The sequence below is a fragment of the Rheinheimera sp. UJ63 genome (assembly GCF_021568285.1).
Taxonomy (GTDB): Bacteria; Pseudomonadota; Gammaproteobacteria; order Enterobacterales; family Alteromonadaceae; genus Alishewanella; species Alishewanella maricola.
Genome location: NZ_JAKGTQ010000001.1, coordinates 1,010,212 through 1,027,830, shown reverse-complemented (window position 1 = coordinate 1,027,830; position 17,619 = coordinate 1,010,212). Strand labels below are relative to the sequence as shown.

Annotated in this window: 14 protein-coding genes; 2 read left to right on the top strand and 12 right to left on the bottom strand. The window is 48.1% G+C overall.

Annotation, left to right across the window (positions count from 1 at the left end):
• Window positions 1-26: 26 nt before the first annotated feature.
• Together L1N97_RS04815 and L1N97_RS04810 are read left to right on the top strand one after the other, a co-directional pair.
• On the top strand, window positions 27-1,478 hold the full coding sequence (locus tag L1N97_RS04815; RefSeq protein WP_236128974.1) for an amidohydrolase family protein: 1,452 nt from the start codon (window positions 27-29) through the stop codon (window positions 1,476-1,478).
• 11 nt (window positions 1,479-1,489) lie between these two features.
• On the top strand, window positions 1,490-1,768 hold the full coding sequence (locus L1N97_RS04810) for a superinfection immunity protein (RefSeq protein ID WP_229584680.1): 279 nt from the start codon (window positions 1,490-1,492) through the stop codon (window positions 1,766-1,768).
• A gap of 35 nt (window positions 1,769-1,803) precedes the next feature.
• On the opposite strand, the gene L1N97_RS04805 is transcribed toward L1N97_RS04810, so the two are convergent.
• The 12 genes from L1N97_RS04805 to L1N97_RS04750 form a co-directional block, all read right to left on the bottom strand.
• The gene (locus tag L1N97_RS04805) at window positions 1,804-2,664 is read right to left on the bottom strand and encodes a DUF7281 domain-containing protein (RefSeq protein ID WP_236128973.1); all 861 of its coding nucleotides are present in this window, start codon (window positions 2,662-2,664) and stop codon (window positions 1,804-1,806) included.
• Window positions 2,664-3,905, bottom strand: coding sequence for a hypothetical protein (locus tag L1N97_RS04800; protein WP_236128972.1), 1,242 nt, complete (start codon window positions 3,903-3,905; stop codon window positions 2,664-2,666). Before L1N97_RS04800 ends, L1N97_RS04805 begins: the two co-directional genes overlap by 1 nt.
• A complete protein-coding gene (locus tag L1N97_RS04795; RefSeq protein ID WP_226750435.1) occupies window positions 3,905-4,525 on the bottom strand; it encodes a hypothetical protein in 621 nt (206 codons plus the stop codon). The genes L1N97_RS04800 and L1N97_RS04795 overlap by 1 nt, the downstream gene beginning before the upstream one ends.
• Window positions 4,525-8,190 carry an ATP-binding protein gene (locus L1N97_RS04790; protein ID WP_236128971.1) on the bottom strand — a complete coding sequence of 1,222 codons (3,666 nt, stop codon included), beginning with the start codon at window positions 8,188-8,190 and terminating at the stop codon, window positions 4,525-4,527. The genes L1N97_RS04795 and L1N97_RS04790 overlap by 1 nt, the downstream gene beginning before the upstream one ends.
• 44 nt (window positions 8,191-8,234) lie before the next feature.
• On the bottom strand, window positions 8,235-9,398 hold the full coding sequence (locus L1N97_RS04785; protein WP_236128970.1) for a DUF418 domain-containing protein: 1,164 nt from the start codon (window positions 9,396-9,398) through the stop codon (window positions 8,235-8,237).
• A 136-nt stretch (window positions 9,399-9,534) separates the two neighbouring features.
• Complete coding sequence (locus tag L1N97_RS04780; RefSeq protein WP_236128969.1) at window positions 9,535-11,721, bottom strand: S41 family peptidase; 2,187 nt, start codon at window positions 11,719-11,721, stop codon at window positions 9,535-9,537.
• A 229-nt stretch (window positions 11,722-11,950) separates the two neighbouring features.
• Window positions 11,951-12,571: a YigZ family protein gene (locus tag L1N97_RS04775; RefSeq protein WP_236128968.1), complete on the bottom strand. Its 621-nt coding sequence runs from the start codon at window positions 12,569-12,571 to the stop codon at window positions 11,951-11,953.
• A 56-nt stretch (window positions 12,572-12,627) separates the two neighbouring features.
• Window positions 12,628-13,998 (bottom strand): class II fumarate hydratase, encoded by a 1,371-nt coding sequence (locus L1N97_RS04770; RefSeq protein WP_236128967.1) that lies wholly within the window; start codon window positions 13,996-13,998, stop codon window positions 12,628-12,630.
• 55 nt (window positions 13,999-14,053) lie between these two features.
• The gene (locus L1N97_RS04765) at window positions 14,054-14,941 is read right to left on the bottom strand and encodes a F0F1 ATP synthase subunit gamma (protein WP_236128966.1); all 888 of its coding nucleotides are present in this window, start codon (window positions 14,939-14,941) and stop codon (window positions 14,054-14,056) included.
• On the bottom strand, window positions 14,941-16,476 hold the full coding sequence (locus L1N97_RS04760; protein WP_329605537.1) for an alternate F1F0 ATPase, F1 subunit alpha: 1,536 nt from the start codon (window positions 16,474-16,476) through the stop codon (window positions 14,941-14,943). Before L1N97_RS04760 ends, L1N97_RS04765 begins: the two co-directional genes overlap by 1 nt.
• Window positions 16,463-17,329, bottom strand: a complete 867-nt coding sequence (locus L1N97_RS04755; RefSeq protein ID WP_236128965.1) for a F0F1 ATP synthase subunit B family protein — start codon at window positions 17,327-17,329, stop codon at window positions 16,463-16,465. The genes L1N97_RS04760 and L1N97_RS04755 overlap by 14 nt, the downstream gene beginning before the upstream one ends.
• A gap of 1 nt (window position 17,330) precedes the next feature.
• Window positions 17,331-17,612, bottom strand: a complete 282-nt coding sequence (locus L1N97_RS04750) for a F0F1 ATP synthase subunit C (protein WP_236128964.1) — start codon at window positions 17,610-17,612, stop codon at window positions 17,331-17,333.
• Between the last annotated feature and the right edge of the window lie 7 nt (window positions 17,613-17,619).

Below are 17,619 nucleotides of genomic sequence, written 5' to 3'. Positions count from 1 at the left end.
GATTCACGCAACAACAGGAGCGCGTAATGAGAAAGGGTGTTATCAAGCCGTTATTTTTTTCGGCACTACTGAGCCAAAGTGTGCTGGCTGATACGGTGCTTTACCACAATGCAACGGTCATCGAGCCGGCCACACAGCAACAAACCCGTGATGCTTGGTTGTTAGTTAAAGCCGGGCGTATTGTGCAAAGCGGTCAAGGAGCGTTACCTGCAGCGACCACGCAGATCGATTTACAGCAGCAGTATGTGTTGCCGGGGCTGGTGGATGCTCATTTGCATATGACCGCAGGGCCGCATCGGTTAGAAATGCGCAACGGCCAACCGGTGTTAGCGGTGACGGGCACGCCAGAGCTTACGCAGTACCATGCTTTAACCACCTTAGCGGCGGGTGTGACCACCATTTTTAATCCAGCTGGTGAAGCGGCCGCCAATGCGCATTATGTTGCCAAGCAGCAACAGGGGGCTTGGCTAGGGCCTAGAATGCTATACGCCGGTGAAGTGTTTGAGCCAACCCCCATTATTGGCGGTTCAGTTTATCCAAGTACTGAAGCCAGTTGGCAAGCCGAGATCGCACGGCAGCAAGCACTCGGTGTTAACGTTATAAAGTTATATCAGGGCTTAACGCAAGCCGAGTTGGCACAAGGTATTAAGTTAGCAAAAGCGGCGGGCTTAAAAACCATCGCGCATTTAGATGGCGTTAGCTGGCAATATGCGGCCGATTTGGGTATTGATGCCTTAACGCATGCTTTACCGACCAGTGCCGAGTTGTTAGCGGAACCGGCGCGTACCGAGTATTTAGCGCTGCGCAAGAACCCCTACGACACCCGCTATGTTTATCAGTGGTTTGAGTATGTCGATTTTGACAGCCCAGCCTTACAAAGGTTGTTTCGTACTTTGGCTGAGAAACAGATTCGGGTGGATCTGACTGCGACCTTCAATGAATTGCTCTATCACTTTGCTGATTCAAACCAAATATATCCAGAGCATGCGCTAAGCGTATTGCATCCTGATGTGCGGCAAAGCTGGCGCGCCAATATGGGCATGTTGGTATACAACTGGACCGAGCAAGATTTCGCGGCTGCACAGCAGCAACTACCCAAAGTACTGGAGTTGATCCGCCGCCTATATGAAGCCGGTGTACCTTTATTACTGGGTACTGATGCGGTTAGTAGTGGCCCATTTTTATTGCGTGAAATGCAATTACATCTACAAGCAGGCCTAACCTCTTGGCAGGTACTGCAATTAACCACCAGTGATGCAGCACGCCACTTGGGTTTGGGCCAAGAGATTGGCCAGTTGAGTGCAGGCTATGCGGCAGACTTTATCGTGTTAGCAGATAACCCCTTGCAGGATTTAAGCGCATTACAACGTATTCAGAGCGTGGTGCAAGGCGGCAAATTGCACACTGTGGCCTCGTTACAAGACGCGGCTAACCAATTTTTACCTACCGCCGACATCGCGGCGACTTCCACAAAATAAGGAGTTATACCATGGATACCATTAATGCCTTCATCGCTGAACTACAACAAATGAACACCCTTGGGTTAGTCGGTTTTGGTGTGTTGTTTCTGGCCGTCTGGTTTTTACCCAGCGTGTTAGCCGCAATTTTTAATCGGCAGCATTTGGGTAAAATCGCGCTGTTAAACATTCCGGCAGGCATGTCTTGGATAGCGTGGTTTGCTCTGCTCGCTTGGGCGGTAACGGGCAAACTGAGTCATAAGCTCGCCGCGAAAGCGAAGTTAGCCCCTGTCGACAAAGTAGAGTCATAACGGCTTTGGCAGCGGCTTACTTTCAAGCCGCTGTGTTAGCGCAAGTTAATGGCATAAAGCGCCAAGCCTTGCATTTGCTGCTGGCGCAAGCCCTTTAATTGCTGACAAATAAGCTGTTGATAGGGTTTAAATGCGGGATGAACCTCTGCGCGTAACAGCTGATCTTGATACTTTAATTGCTGATCAGCCTGCATGTCGACGCTAGCACATTGCTTAAACTGTGCAAACTCAGGTAACAGGATGCTTTGGCAGTGCAGGCTAAAGGCAATAGCTAACCCCGCTAAATCGGCATCACCAAAATACAGGCTAGGTTTGCCGGTGTGTTGCCATGCGTCGTTCAGGGCTTTTCCACCGCTACTATAGTGGCTATCGCCCCGATAGATCACCAGCGGGTTTGGGTAGCGGTGGTGTAAGCGAAAGCGCGTGAGCTGATAAAAACAATCGAGGTTTTCGACGATGACTAAGGCGTCATAATCGCCTAGCTGCAGCTCACGCCAATCAAGATCAACGGTTGCTATGGTTAACCCCGCTTGCGAGATGGCAGTATTCAGCCTCAGCAATACTCTGGTTTGTCGCGGGCTAGCCCCGGCACTTTTCAGCTCTTGGTTAGCGTACTCTGCTTGCTGCAGCCGATCTTGCTCACTGACCTTAGCGCGAAAACAAACTTGCTGTAATTGCAGTTGTGCTTCGGCAATGTGTGCTAATAGTGCCAGATTAAACTGCACAACGGGTAAGTTGGCGCTGTGGCTTGGCAGTAACTGTTGCTCGATACACCAAGCAATAACTTGTCGAGCGACTTTGCCCTTGCTGCTAATGGCAACCTGACCATCGCGCTTAAGGCGCTGCTCTAGCTGTGCCAGCCAGTTCAGCGCCTGTAAGCCGAGTGCCGCCTGCATTAGGCTGCCTTTAAACCAATATTAATATCGCGGATCAGCAACAGGCCGTTAAAGGCACTGGCTGGGGCTTCTTCGCGTGTGATGCTAAACATCTGTTTTTCATCCAGCGGTAACGCCTGATATTCGGCTATGATCTGATACAGCCAGATCTCGCTATCCCAGCTTAATTGCTGAGTGCTCAGATAATCTAAGGCACTGATCTTGCCGCCTTGATCAATCACCCGCAGATAAAAGTTTTCAACATCCGTTTTCAGCGCTTGCTGACGCGCAGCAATTTCTTCGTCTTGCAGCAGCAAGCTAAAGCTGGCGCTTTGTGTATCGGTTATGGTCACGCTGCTTGGGCGTGGTAGTGCTCTAACTAATTCTGCCAGCACTTGTCGCTCTGTGGCCTTATCTAGCGCAATGGCGGCTTGCGGTTTAATACTGGCAGCTTGGTTAAACAAGCTAGGCACGTCGCTGCGATGAGGATAATCGGCAGGCTGATATTTAGGGTGCTGCCGTAAAAACGCGGCCATATTAGCAATTAACAACGAGCGGGCTTGTTGTTGGCGGAATTTTGCCAGCAGTTCGACCAAGCGTTTTTGTACTTCTAATAAGCTGCTGTGATGCGAGCTTAATTGGTTTTGCAATTGACTGACCAGCAGTTTTCGCAGGTGATTATTTCCTTCCGACAACTCAATCAGTTCGTGAAAGTCGAGTAAATCTAAACCATCGAGTAAGCGGCGTAATTGTTTTTGCGCGCGTTCGTTTTCACGAATTTTATCATCGAGGCTACTGACAAAGCCAAAGTCGCTGTTAAGCCGATGCCATAAGCTGTCGATGGCTTCTTCAAACTGGCCACTTAAGTCATGCACATGTTCGGTTAAGCGTTGCAGTTGTAGCTCGGCCACGCTGTAATCGCCTTTAAACTGGGCATCACGATAGGCTTGTACTCGGTTGCGGATCTGCTCTAGCTTTTCAGCAACGTCGGCATTGATCTGACGGCGGTTTTCATCAGCCACCATACTGGCAATTAATTCACTAACTAATGGCCGTAGCGCCAACGGTTGCTGTTCATCTGGGCGCCATAAGATGCGCGCAGCAATCAGTTTTTTTAACGCCCCTTCGCTAAAAGCACTTTCGTCAATAAAGCCATCGACATAACCTTGCATCAAGGCTTTATGATGCTTGCCCAATAACGCTAAACGTTCAGCGCCGATGCTAAATAGGTTTGAAGCGATAGCCGGTTCTAAAGGCGCCATTAGATCAGCGCCTCTTGAGTGGGGGTGTCATCAACCGGCAAATGCTCTTCATCGCGGATAAAACGAATGAGATCAATAAGGTAATCAATTTTACCGGTAACCACATAGTACTGGCGTTCAGCATGAGGTTGTAATAAGTAACCGTGCTCTTTTAAGCGGCGGAAAATCAGTTTAACCTGGTTATCTAACTGCTCGCTTTGGCTATTAAAAAAGCGATCGCTGGCAAGCGTATTTAAACGCTGGCGCAAGCTTTGGTTATCTTCGGTGCGCAGCACAAACTCTTGCAATTTAATCGTATCACCAGCGGTCAGCGCACTGTCGCGGCCTAAGGTTTCTTGCACCAGTTGTAGCCACTCTAATAACGGCAGCAAAGATTGTACGGTTAAAGAAAATTGGCTGCTTAAGTGTTCACGTGCCTCTTTAGTTAGCTCATGAAACCCTAAGAAATACACACTGTGATCATCGTTACTGACTAAGCGGCGATTCAGTGGGCGTAAATAATGGTTAATCTCTTGCTGCGTTTGTTCTTGGCTTAAATGCCGATAAGCATCTTCATCAGTGATCTGACAAATAAAATCACCGGCCAGCAGGCGCTCTAATAAAGGTCCATGTTGTAACATTAGCTTACCTCCTGCTGTTTCTGGGCTAATCGCTCGGCTAAACGACTGACTTTCGGCTGAATGCGTTTAAGCTGGCGCTGGCTTGGATCTTGTTGGCTCGGCTCAATTAAATAGCGATGTTGAAACAGCATTAACACGTCGGATTCTGGATTAGGGAAAGCTCCCACAATGACAATATCGTTGCTGCTACAGGCCGCAAACAGTTTTTCGACGTTGTGGTAGGCCAAGGTGCCAATTTCATCAATCGGCCAATGGATCATCACTTTAGCTTCGCCACGTAAGAGACGGGTGAACGCCAATAAGTACTTACATAAAATCAGGTAAGCCATACCATGACTAGACGATTCCAGCAGTTGCCGATCGTTTTTAATGACTAATTCCGAGCCCCCTTCGCTTAAATGTAGCTCTAACCTGAGCAGCGATTCGATGCTGTATTGCTCGTCAGCGCGCAGTAAATCGACCACATCAGCTAGGGCATTCAAATAATGTTCTGATGGCAATGCCTTACCTGACGCCGCCCAATCATCATACAATTTGGCGAACTGTTTCAATGGTTGCCAAAAGCCCAACTCGTCAATGGTTGATAAAATACGTACTTCAGAGCGGCTAATGCCTTCTAGTACCAGATCATCCGCCACCGCTTCACTTAACCGGCGGCTTTGCAGCGCAATACGGCGGTTAATATCACTAAACACCGTGAAGAATTTCTTTAAATCGCCGCCAATGTTCTCGCCCATTTCAAGTAATTGCTGCTGCGCACCTTTTAAGATTTCTAGCAGGTTTTGCAAAATAGGCAGTTGTTGGCGTTTACCGGCGTAATCCGGCAATTTGCGTTTTTCATGCTCGAGCCGGTCTAAAAACTCTGGGCCAGCATCTTTGCTCAGCACGGTTTCAAACTGCTCGAAGGCAAATTTTAAAGCGCTATCCAATTTGCTACGCTGCTCTAAGGCTTCATTGGCGCGAGCTAAGCGCTCAACACTGTCGGCAGACGGTGCCATGGTTGCAGGGGTAATACTGGCTAAATGCAGTTCTTGCAGTTTAGTGAGTACCGGTTTTAATTGGTTAAGTAACTGTTCTGCTTGGCTCATCAACTCTTGTTGCTGGCGTTTTTGTTCTTCTAGCTGCTTTTGGCGAGCACTGTATTCTGCTTTTAACTGCTCTAAAGCTTGTTTACCGCTGCGTTGTTGTTGTTTTAATTCGGTTTCTTGAGCGAGCAACTGGGGCCGCAATTGTTGCCAATCCAGCGCCATAAATTTTTGCCAATTATTCAGTTCATCATGACGATTCTCTGTGGCTTTGATGTCAGTTTTTAGCTGATCTTGTTTTTGCTTCAGCTCAGTTAAACGACGCGGATCAATGCCTTTTGCCGATAACTCTTCATTAAAGGCTTGTTGCAGGTCTTTAATTTGATTTTTGTTATCGTCGCGTTTGTGCTCAAGTTGACGCTCTAATTCGTCAATTTGTTCATCAAAAACGTATAACTCTGCTTGCCAGTCGGTTTTTAATTCAAGCTTTTGGCTTTGATGATCTTCTTTTAGCGCGCCTAAATCAGCTTGTTGCTGCTGCTTTAATTTTTCCAGTTGTTGCTGCTGGCTTTGCAACGTATCGCGCACACTGCTTTGCCGTTGTTTGGTTAATTCGCGTTGCTGTGCTTGTAAACGATTGCGAGCGTCACGGGCATAGTCAATGTTTTGTTCAGATTGAGTGAGTTGCCACTCGGCTTGCTCCACTTGAGCACGACACAGCTCGGCCTGTTCGAAACGCTCTTTTAATAGCTTTTCGGCTTGCAGCTTGTTGGCCTGGGCTTGTTGTAGCTGTTGCTCTGCCGTTTGAATACGATGGCGAATGGCCGCTTCATCTTGTGCATAATCGGGGGTATCAATGGCGCTGAGATCTACCTTTAAACCATAGAGGCTGTCGCTCAATTCCGCCAAATGCGGCTGTAAGTCTTGGCGTTCTAATAAGCGCTCATCGATCACCTTGCCTAGCTTTTGCTCCCAGCCGTTATAGTGCAAGCGCAAGTAGTGGCGCAAACTTCCTTGTTCCGGTGTCAGTTGTCGGTTGAGTTGCTGTAATTGTTGCTCGGCGCTATGCAGCCCCTTGCGGCTTTGCTCTAACTGCTGATTAGCCTGTTCACGCTCTTGCCGAGCCTTTTGATGCTGTTGTTGCAACTGCTGGAGTTGCCGAGCTTGCTGTTGGGCTTGCTGCTGGGCTTGCTCTAAACGCAGTTCGGCCGCACGCAATTCATCGTGTTCAGCTTCGGTGAGGGGGGAAGTATTCAACTGGCTTTGAAGTACGGCAATGGCACTGCTCAGTTGCGTCAGTTGGTCCGCAAATTGTTGTTGGGCTTGTTGTAAGCGGCTTTGAAAGCTTTGTTCGAGTAGCGCCAGTTTGTTTTCTTGCTGCTCCCGCGTCTGGTCTTTTTGCTGCTGTAATTGCCGCGCTTTGGCACGATGCTGCTCACTTAAGCGATTAAACGCTTCGGCCAGTTTGGCTTTGCGCTGTTCTAACTGCCGTTCTAAATCACCATGCTGTTCCACCATTAATTGATACTGCTCGACCACTTCTTGCAAGGTGTCGCGCCACAGGGGCAGAGCATCAGTATCGCGTTGCAGCTTAGGCATATCTTTGGCGTCATAATCATCGAAACGCTGTTGTAACTGATCTAAACGCGCACTGGTTTCATGCAAATCGGCTTCGGTTTTACTCAGTTTGCCATTGTGTTCAAGTTGCTGTGCATTAAAGTGTTCTTTTAACACCAGCAGTTCACCCCGTAACTGATTAACCTGCTGTTCGGCATCGGCCTTACGCAGTTTCTGCTGTTGCTCATCTTGTTGTAACAACGGTAACAATGCACTGAGCTGCCCTTCGGCGCCATCTAACTGCAGTGCTAATTGCTTTAAGCGCTCAAAATCTTGTTGTAGCTTGTCCAACCGCATCGACTGACGCATTTGCTGGATCCACTCGCGCGCCTTGGTGTTTTTAACCTTAGTGGTAGGTAAGGTAACGCCATCTTCCTCAAAAATAGCGGCCAGCATGGCTTTTAGCGTGTCCATTTTGCCTTCTTTGGCATGCACGGCGCTCACCAGCTTTTCAATGTGGCGTAATTTATGGCCACTGCTAACCAAGCTAAAGGTTGCGGCTAAACGCCTTAGCTTTACGCTATCGGCGTTGTTACCACGCAATGCCGCCGCATCATTTTGAATAATACTGCGGTACTCGCTGGTGGCACTGATTTTGGCTGACACTTGCACATCCGGCCGAGCGCGCATGGCACTGGCCCAATCGCTGTAACTGAGTGCTTTTACGCCTTCATCGCTTTGCGTCAGGTAAAAGTCGCTTTGATAAGCCGCGGCCACTAAGCGATAGTCAACACCGCCTTCGCTTTTCCGGGTCAGTACCACTTGGCAAATATCACCGCTCTCGCGCTGATATTCATAAATTAAGTAGCTGTTAGAAAACGGCAGGTAAAATTCATCGAATTTTTTACGGGTTTTCGGTACTACGCGGTTGGGCTGCTCACCATAAAATACCGGCACTAAGCGTTGTAAGGTGGTTTTGCCTGAGGCATTGGTACCACAAATATTGGTGTGTTGATCCAACTGTAATTCGACCACACCGGGCAGGTGGGTATGGATCAGCACAATACGAAGTAATTGTGACATAAGCATTTCCTGTCAGCGCCTACTGCAGGCGCTGTCGTTTTCAATTATTGGCCGTTATTATCCATGGAATGATGATAATTACCAGCACTCGCCACCGCGGCGGGTTGTTTGCTTAAATGCCGCCACAGTAATTCAAGCGGCCCTTGTTGAAAACGTTGCAGATACCAGCGGCTGAGCAGCAATTGCAAGGCTATCATGCCCAAGGCAATCGCGGTTAAGGCTAACCTGTCTAAGCTGGCGAACCAGTCGGGGCGCAGCACGCGAAATAGCAGCACCATTAAAACGGTTTGGGTAAGATATAGGCTAAAGGCCAAGCGGCCACAGGGAATTAACCAACGCTGTAACAGGGGCTGCTGTTTTAGATGGATCAGCGCACTTGCAAAGCTCAGTGCCATCAATACTTCGGCTAAGTAACTCCAGGGCAGGGCGGTATTCAGATCGTAAAAATAATCAGTCCGATAATCCAAATAAACAATGCTGGCACTCAATAACAAACCAACGGCAAATAATCCAGCAGTGACCACAGGGCTAAAGCCTCGCTGAAACCATTGTGTCTTAAATAGCGCGATCCCCGATAACATTAAAGCCAGGCTATACCAGAACATCGACAGTAGATAAGATATGGCGTAATAGCCGCTGAAGCTGATGTTTTCGATAACTTGTGCAAGATAAGGCCCGGTCCATAATTGCTGTTGTCTTAGCAGTTCATCGCTGTCCATCGGGGTGATTACGGTCGGGTCAAACCAGAGATAACCGGCATAGAATACCGGTAGCAACAAGCCAAGCACAAAAAACTGGCGTGCTTTACGCCAGAGCGCTGCACTATCTAACGCTAGGTAGCCGCGGTAAAGCATAAAAAGCCCGGCTAACGCATACCACAGTAAAATGTCGCCAAACCACAATAGCCAGCCATGCAGTAAACCAAACAGCGCCAGCCAGTATAATCGGCGTTTTACATAGGCGATGCCATAGCGTTGGTAAATAAGCCATAAACTGACACCAAACAACAAATTAAATAGCGTTAAAAAACGACCTTGCAACAGCAGCGTTTGCACACTAAACAGCAGCGTATCCAGCGAGCTGACACCTTCGGACCAATGCAGGCTATGGGAGTAAAGCGGCGGCAGCGCAAAGGCATAGATATTCATCAAAATCAGGCCAAGCACAGCAAAGCCGCGGATCATATCAAGCTGGGGTAGTCTACTCATTCGTGCATCCATGGTGTGGAATGGTTATTTAAACCGCAGCACGGCAGCAAGCGGCATAGGGCTTTGGGTGCAAAAGCAAAACAGCAGCGCGCTATTTACTGCCGATTTGCTCTGGACTTTGCCTGTACTGGCGGTGTTAATTCGCTTTTAAGTACAGCAGCGCTTGTTCCAGTACTTCATCGCGGCCTGCGGCTATCCCTGCAATAGTGGGTTTCACTTCAACATCAGACACAATGCCAATCCGCTGTGTTGGGGTTTTATCTGGATAAAATACGCCAATACCGCTTAACCATGTTGAATGACCACCTGGCAGAGGAATATGCGATATATTCCCATCTGCCCCTGCGGTGGTGCTGCCAAACACCTTGGCTTTAGGCGCACCACGTAAAGCCATCGAGGTATATTCAGATTGGCTTTGGCTATGCTCGTTAATTAAGATCGCTATTTTACCTTGGTAATAGTTTGGGTTAGTTTCGCCAACACTTAATGCTGGTGTCCAAGTAAACTTGCCTGGATGATCCGCTTGCATATTAGTAAAGCGTACAAACTCGAAAGGCTTTGGATAAAGATGGCGGCCAAGATTAAAAACCACAAACTGTGATGGATAGTTACGAATATCGATCACCAGCCCTTTGGTGTCAGCAAGTTCTTGTATCATGGTATCGACATCTACATCAGCCATTTTATCTAAGCGGATATAGCCAATCTCAGGGCTCAGTCGCTGATAGGCTGTGTCACCATGCTCGTTATAATAGTATTGGCGCTTAATCGCATTTCTCGCCAACAATGGTAATGGTATTGTTAGTTCTTTTGTCCCTCGTAACACCTTTACGGTTAATTGCTCCTCGTTGCTATTAAGCAACAAACTAGACATTTTCATTAGGCGGGTAGGTTCATTTGAAGCTGCCGCCAACGGTTGTAAATAGGCTAAGCGCTCACTAACCGGCTGACCATTAATTTGAGTAATGATATCGCCTACCTTAATGTCTGGTGCGTTCTGATAAACTTTGTAGACAACCGCTTGCTGCTCAACAAAGCGCACGTCTACAGGCGGCCTTTTGCCACCAACATAGTTCGTTATCAGGTTCGCATTATTAAGCTTTAACTGGGTATGCGTATCATGTATGGCATAAATTACTTGGGATAATGCCAGCTGATACTCTAGTTCTGTTTTTGCCAGCAGCATTGCCGGTATCGCATCCTGTAAAACCTTTTCCCAAGGCTGTTCTGTTAAATCACGGTAGGGTGAGTAGTATTGAATGATATTCCATAGTCGGTATAAGGTGAGTAACCTAAAGCCGGAATCTTGGTAGTTGATATCAGGGTATACTTTTTCATTAAAAGTGGGATTGCCAACACCAGCTGCTTTTTTTACCCAGTAATGTGGCTGTGGAATATCGGTGGCATAAATTGTGGCGAGTTGCTGGTTCAGTTCAGCGGATAAGCCCCAACTTTGCCAGAACTGTGCAGGATGAATTAATGCGGCATCTTGATGATTTTTGCATTGCTGACAAGGTGTTATTTCGCCAAGTGCCTTGATCCAATCAAGCAATATTTGATCCTTACCTTGAGCAGATACAGAGAGTACTTGGGGCAACAAGCGAAATAACTCAGCATCCATACTGACATTGCCTTTTGCCGATTCTGGATGAAAATATTTTATAAAGCCCCAGACTTTCCCTAATGCCGCTAAGTTATGCTGCTGTGTGCTGGTTAGATTAGTGATGCGAATGCCAGATTCCTGTTCAAATTCGTGCGATGCGTTTGCTACAAAAACACGCTGCTTAGCTTGTGCTATGGGGATGCCATCAAGCGTTAACTGCAGATCGGCAAAATAAGCTTCACCTACATCACTTAAAAAAACACCAAAGCTAAGACTTTCTGCCTCTGCTACCACATCTATTGATAGTTCAACCTGCTGCCAGTTTTGGCTCACCTTAACGGGGCTCTCTGCCGTATTTGCAAAAGCCAGTGCGTTGCCATTGCCGTTTAGCCTGATCCAAAGTGCAGGGCTGCCATTTTCAGTAGCAGGTTCCGTTTTAATCCACCCCTTTAAGGTCAGCGTCTTGCCAATATAACTAAAGGGTATTTGCATCATTGCAAACGCATAGTCATCCTTGGTGGTGGGTTTGGCTCGGCTCAGGCGTAAACTTTGCGCGGTTTGCGTGGGATGTTGGTCACTTAAGAGGTTTGGCTCACTACCATTAACGAACCAGCCATTTGGTGTATTAATGTTGGTTGCTGAAAACTCCAGGTTAGGAGCTTGTGCCAGCATTAAAAAACTCAGTGAGTAAAGTAGCAGGCTTATCAAAAACTTCTTCATAAATAATCCTTTAAAAACAGCCGAAGCAGTTTGAATTTTTAACGAGGTAGGTGATGTTTAGTCATATTGATACACAATTAATTAAATAGTGTAAACAATTTATTTTTATTTGAAAGGTTAGCTAGGTTGCTGGCGCTATAACGGGTGTTATCTTTTTAGTTAGCGTTTTAACCGATCTGAGCAATGCAGCATGAATGCGCGCCAGGGGCGAGTGTGGAATCCACAAAGGTTACTTGCTGCAAGAGGGGGTGATGATCTGCGCTTGGCCGGCGGTCAGATTATTCAGTTGTTGCATAAACTCATCCTCGGCCTGCTCGGGTAGGCGAATACTGATCTCCACTTGTTGTTGATACCGAATCGCTAAGACTTCACCGCCGTATTGCTGTAGCATTTGTCGCAAGCGGGCTTCAGCGGCGAAACTAACCCGAACGGTTAACTCGCTTTGCGGGCTAACAGTGGTTAACTCAGCTAAATTAGCGGCTTGCGACACCGCAGCCGAGTAAGCGCGCACCAGGCCACCCGCACCCAGTTTCACCCCACCAAAATAGCGCACGACTACGGCCAAGGTATTACCTAATTCGCGCTCAGTTAGTACATGCAACATCGGTTTACCGGCGGTGCCGCTGGGCTCGCCATCATCACTAAAGGCTTGGGTTAAAGGCTGGCGAGTATTGCCAATAATATAGGCCCAGCATACGTGATTAGCATCTTTGTAGCGTTCACGATAATGCTGTAGCCACTGCAAGGCGATCTCACGATCAGTGATCGGCTGCAAAAAGGTCAGAAAATCACTGTTCTTTTCAGTGAGCCGATGCTCAACCGGCGCGGCCAGGGTAGTGTAGGTGGTCATGTTTGCTTAAGCTAACTTCTTGTGCTCAGGTGAAAAGATTATATCGGATCTTGTTGCTACGATTCTCCCGTTAATTGCTTTGGATCTAATAGCTCCTTTAGCTCATCTCTGCTTAATTCGGTCAGTTCCGCCGCCACATCAATAATGGGACGTTGCTGCTGATAAGCCTGTTTGGCAATCGCAGCGGCTTGGTCATAGCCAATTTTACTGTTGAGTGCGGTCACCAAGATCGGGTTTTTCGCCACCGTTTGCGCAATATGCTGCTCATTAACCGTAAAATCCGCTATGGCTTGTGTGGCCAATGCTTGGCAACTGCCACTGAGTAAACTGATCGCTTCTAATAGATTATCGGCCACCAGTGGCAGCATCACGTTTAACTCAAAATTACCCGATTGCGCCGCCATGCTAATGGCGGTATCACAGGCAAACACTTGCACAGAAGCCATCGCCACCGCTTCGGGGATCACCGGGTTGACTTTACCCGGCATAATCGACGAACCCGGTTGTAAAGCCGCTAAGCTAATTTCGCTTAGGCCTGCTAACGGCCCAGAGTTCATCCAGCGTAAATCGTTAGCGATTTTTAACATTGCTGCGGCTAAGGTTTTTAACGCGCCGGAGAGCGCGAGCGCACCATCTTGCGAGCTTAAATTAAAAAAGAAGTTAGAGCTGGGCGTTAAGCTTAAGCCGGTTTGTTGGCTTAGTTGCTTGGCAAACAGGGCGGCGAAATCTTTATGCGCATTAATACCAGAACCTACCGCCGTGCCGCCTTGCGCTAATTGGCTTAGCAGCGGCACTTGCTGCTGTAACTGGGTTTGCGCATGACTCAGCTGACGGTGCCAGCCGCCGAGCACTTGCGCAAAGGTCACCGGCATGGCATCCATTAAATGGGTGCGGCCGGTTTTGACAATATGACCTATCTCTGCAGATTTTGTGTTAATTGCCTGTTCTAAGGTCTGTATTGCTGGAAATAATTGCTGCTCTAACGCCAATAAGCTACTCAATTGTATCGCCGTGGGGATAGTGTCGTTACTGCTTTGGCCTAAATTGACCTGATCATTGGGATGAATGCGCTCGCCAGACAATTGACTCGCCACGGTCGCCAGCACTTCATTCACGTTCATATTGCTGCTGGTGCCCGAGCCGGTTTGATAAACACTGACGGGGAACTGGCTTAAATCAGTGTTACTGAGTAGCTTTTCAGCCGCCTTGACAATGGCATTGGCCTGAGCGGTGTTTAGCAATCCCAATTGGGCATTGCTGTGGGCTGCGGCTTGTTTAATTTGCAGCAAAGCCTGAATAAAGCTCAGCGGCAGCGTTTTTGGACTGATTTGAAAGTTTTGCACGGCGCGTTGCGTTTGTGCTTGGTAAAGCGCGCTACTTGGCACTTGTAACTCGCCCATTGAATCGCGTTCGGTGCGGGTAGACATAGTCACTCCTGTGGCTAAAGGGTCCCTTAAGCCTAGTTGCAGTAAACTGAATTTGCTAGTTGCGCTCGGTATGCAAGGCTTCAAAGCCACCAATCAAATCAAAGAGTTCGTTGTCGATACCACTTTGCCGGAGGTGGTGAAAGTGTTGTTTCAACTCGGTTTGCAGCTCATCAATGTTCTTTTCTGCTCGCTGCATCCCCAGTAAACGACTGGCATTTTCACTGGCTAAAGAGTGGGCACATGCCCGAAACAAGGAAATAAACAGGAACTCACTTTGCAGTTTAGCAACAGTGAGAGAGGGATCATTCAATAATTGTGGCAAACAGCGGCCTGGCCAGGGTTTGGTGGCGAGTTGTTGTTGCCACTGTTTGTCCAGCGGTAACAGTGGCTGCATTTGACAACGATAGCGAGCGTTAGCGATGGGGGTGTTGTTAAACAAATAAACATGTTCCAGCGCCCCAGTTTCCTGCAATGTTTGGATTTCCGACAGCATAGCCGAGATAAAAGGGCTAATGGCATGGATACTGTCTGGTAACGCAAAAGTTTGGCCGAACTGCAGGCTGTCGCCAGTAAGCAACGGTCGTATCCGCTCCCCGACTGCCCAGATCCGTTTTTTGCCGTTTATTTTGGCGAGTGCTGAATTGGTAAACTCTGCTAGTTGATCATTAAACTGACCTACCAAGCCTTGATCAGACCCCAAGACGATAACGCCAATAAACTGCGGCGTTTTTTGCCGTTGATAACGGTGTTGCTGTGTTGTTTGCTGTTTCAGTGTTGCCGTTAAGGCCAGCTCCAGCGTCATATAGTAATCATCAAGCGCCAAAACGGCCTGTTCGTATTGACTGATATTGGCAGCCGCCATCGCTTTCATGGTGCGTACGACCGATTTTAGATCGGTTGCACTGTCGATTTTTCGCTGGATGACGGGTATCGATTCTGCCATTAGTTGTGGCTTGCCTGATCGAGTGCTTGTTGGCACAAATCCAGCAATTGCTGGTTGTCGGCAGCGCTGAGTTTGTCGCCGCTGGCCAATGCTTGCAGCAAGGCTGTGGGTAACTGTTCTTGCATAGCAATCAGGGTAAGTTGTGCCTGATCCATCTCATCTAGGGCGATAGTGTCAAACAAACCGGCTTTTAACGACAATAGCACCAGCATTTGGGCAATTTGTGATAATGGCGTCGCTTCGTTTTGTTTTAAACAGGCACGGATCCGCAGGCCATGTTGAATCAGTTGTAAGTTCCCTTCATCTAAACGGGCGCCAAAGCGCGCAAAGCTTTCTAATTCTTCAAATTGGGCATAGGCCAACTTCAGATCACCGGCGATACTACGATAACTGTCACTTTGTGCTTTACCGCCTACTCGCGACACGGATTTCCCCACGTCTACTGCAGGTAACACGCCTAGTTCAAATAAGGTTGGCGACAAATAAATTTGACCATCGGTAATGGAAATGAGGTTGGTGGGGATATAAGCAGACATATTTTGGGCTTCGGTTTCGATGATGGGTAAGGCTGTCATCGAGCCACCACCTTGCTTTGCATTAAGGTGGGTTGATCGTTCGAGTAGGCGGGAATGTAAATAAAAAATATCCCCAGGGAAGGCTTCTCGTCCTGGTGGTCGGCGCAGCAGCAGCGACAGTTCCCGATAAGAGCGGGCATGTTGCGTCAAGTCGTCATAGACAATCAGCACATCATGGCCCTGCTGCATAAAGAATTCGCCTACACTGGTCGCCGCATAGGGCGCGATATAATCAAGACCTGGCGCACTATTACCCTCTGTAACCATAACCACCGTATAAGCCATCGCCTCTTTACTGCGCAAAGTGGCCAAGGTTTTCGCGACTGACGCGCTACGTTGTCCTATGGCGCAATACACACACAATACATCCTTGCCTTGTTGATTTAAAATAGTGTCGATGGCAATAGCGGTTTTACCGGTTTGGCGATCACCCATGATCAACTCACGCTGCCCGCGACCAATTGGGATCAGTGCATCGATGACTTTTAAGCCGGTTTGCAAAGTCTGAGTAACGGGGAGACGTTGAATGATGGCTGGCGCCTGCCGCTCTATTGGCAGCCGCTGTGTTAGTTTTGGTGATTTTAGACCATCTAACGGCCTGCCCAGGGGATCTATAACCCGGCCCAGTAAGGCATCGCCCACTGCCACATCCATCACCCGTCGGGTAGGATAAACAAGATCACCAGCCTTTAATGCGGCATACTCGCCTAACAGTACGACACCAATTTCGTCTTCATCAATATTAAAGGCGATACCGTAAATATCACCCGGGAAGCGTAATAACTCATCATAACCTACCGTCGGTAAGCCGCTGACGACTGCGACGCCGGCACTAACCTGCTTGATCGTGCCAATTTCTTGCAGTTGTAAGGTTGGTTTTAAGGCTTCTCGGCGTTGGTCGAGTTGTTTGAACAGGTGATTAACCTGTTGTTGTAAGCTTTGCGATTTAGTTGCCATCATTATTGGGCTCGGTAGGCATCGGCAAGGCGCGTTTAGTTGCTGGCTGGGCGGCTTTTTCAGGCAATAAAGCGGATAACGCTTGGCCAGATGCTTGCAGCGACGCTAAATAATCTTCACTGCTCCAGGACAATTTCCAACCCTCCATCACCAGCTCAATACCACAAATTAAGTCGGTTGCAACGACAAACTTTATTGGCGAACGCTGTTGGTTAGTATCAGGTATCAGGGCAGTTAAACATGTCGTGATGCTATTTTGCTGCTCGGGTGACAGGGGCTCTGCACTTCGCAGTGTCACGGCAACCGCAGGCTGCTTTAAGTGATTGAGTAGGGCGGTTTGCTGCTCAGCGACATCAGCTGCGGGCGGCTCTGCTAGAACATGCTTTAAGCGTACAATAAACACCTCAAACATACGTTGCTGTAATTCAATTCCGGCGAGGTCTTGCAGGACTTTTGCGCTATTCGCATAAATCTGCTGCAAACTTTCCTCAGCAATTAGCGTGTGTAACGTGTGTATTTCTTGATCAAGATCCGCGATGGCTTGTTGGCGTAGTAAAGCAACTTGTTGCTTGGCGTCGGTGAGTAACACAGCGTGTTGCTTTTCAGCCTCTGCGATGGCCTGCTGCAGCTGTGTTTGTTTTTCTGCAGCAAATGCTTGTTGCTGTTGTTGCAACGCGTGTTGCTGTTTTTCGGCTGCGGTTTTTAATTGCTCTGCTGCGGCTATTTTGTCGGCAATCACTTTTTCTCTAGCATCAATAGCCTGCAAAATAGGATGGTATAAAAAGCGTTTTAGCAAATACACCAAGATTAAAAAGTTCAGTGCTTGAGCGCCAACGGTAAACCAGTCAATGATCATGTCAATTTCCAATCACGATAGTGCTAAAGTGATTCCAAAAGGGGTTAGCAAACAGCAAAATCATGGAGACAACAAAAGAATAAATGGCGGTGGATTCAATCATGGCCAAGCCCACAAATAACGTGCGGGTGATGGTTGCCGATGCATCAGGTTGTTGCGCTAGGGCACTTAACGCGGTACTGACGGCTTTGCCCTCCGCCAGAGCCGGTCCAATACACCCTATTGAAATGGTTAAGCCGGCGGTAATAATTGATGCCAGTGCGATTAATGTAAGACTATCCATAAAGCGA

Bases quoted from the DNA above. Each gene is read 5' to 3' on its own strand.
- L1N97_RS04755 (WP_236128965.1), bottom strand. From the start codon at position 17,329: ATGATCATTGACTGGTTTACCGTTGGCGCTCAAGCACTGAACTTTTTA.
- L1N97_RS04815 (WP_236128974.1), top strand. From the start codon at position 27: ATGAGAAAGGGTGTTATCAAGCCGTTATTTTTTTCGGCACTACTGAGC.
- L1N97_RS04810 (WP_229584680.1), top strand. From the start codon at position 1,490: ATGGATACCATTAATGCCTTCATCGCTGAACTACAACAAATGAACACC.
- L1N97_RS04760 (WP_329605537.1), bottom strand. From the start codon at position 16,476: ATGATGGCAACTAAATCGCAAAGCTTACAACAACAGGTTAATCACCTG.
- L1N97_RS04780 (WP_236128969.1), bottom strand. From the start codon at position 11,721: ATGAAGAAGTTTTTGATAAGCCTGCTACTTTACTCACTGAGTTTTTTA.
- L1N97_RS04805 (WP_236128973.1), bottom strand. From the start codon at position 2,664: ATGCAGGCGGCACTCGGCTTACAGGCGCTGAACTGGCTGGCACAGCTA.
- L1N97_RS04785 (WP_236128970.1), bottom strand. From the start codon at position 9,398: ATGAGTAGACTACCCCAGCTTGATATGATCCGCGGCTTTGCTGTGCTT.
- L1N97_RS04750 (WP_236128964.1), bottom strand. From the start codon at position 17,612: ATGGATAGTCTTACATTAATCGCACTGGCATCAATTATTACCGCCGGC.
- L1N97_RS04770 (WP_236128967.1), bottom strand. From the start codon at position 13,998: ATGTCTACCCGCACCGAACGCGATTCAATGGGCGAGTTACAAGTGCCA.
- L1N97_RS04790 (WP_236128971.1), bottom strand. From the start codon at position 8,190: ATGTCACAATTACTTCGTATTGTGCTGATCCATACCCACCTGCCCGGT.
- L1N97_RS04800 (WP_236128972.1), bottom strand. From the start codon at position 3,905: ATGGCGCCTTTAGAACCGGCTATCGCTTCAAACCTATTTAGCATCGGC.
- L1N97_RS04765 (WP_236128966.1), bottom strand. From the start codon at position 14,941: ATGGCAGAATCGATACCCGTCATCCAGCGAAAAATCGACAGTGCAACC.
- L1N97_RS04795 (WP_226750435.1), bottom strand. From the start codon at position 4,525: ATGTTACAACATGGACCTTTATTAGAGCGCCTGCTGGCCGGTGATTTT.
- L1N97_RS04775 (WP_236128968.1), bottom strand. From the start codon at position 12,571: ATGACCACCTACACTACCCTGGCCGCGCCGGTTGAGCATCGGCTCACT.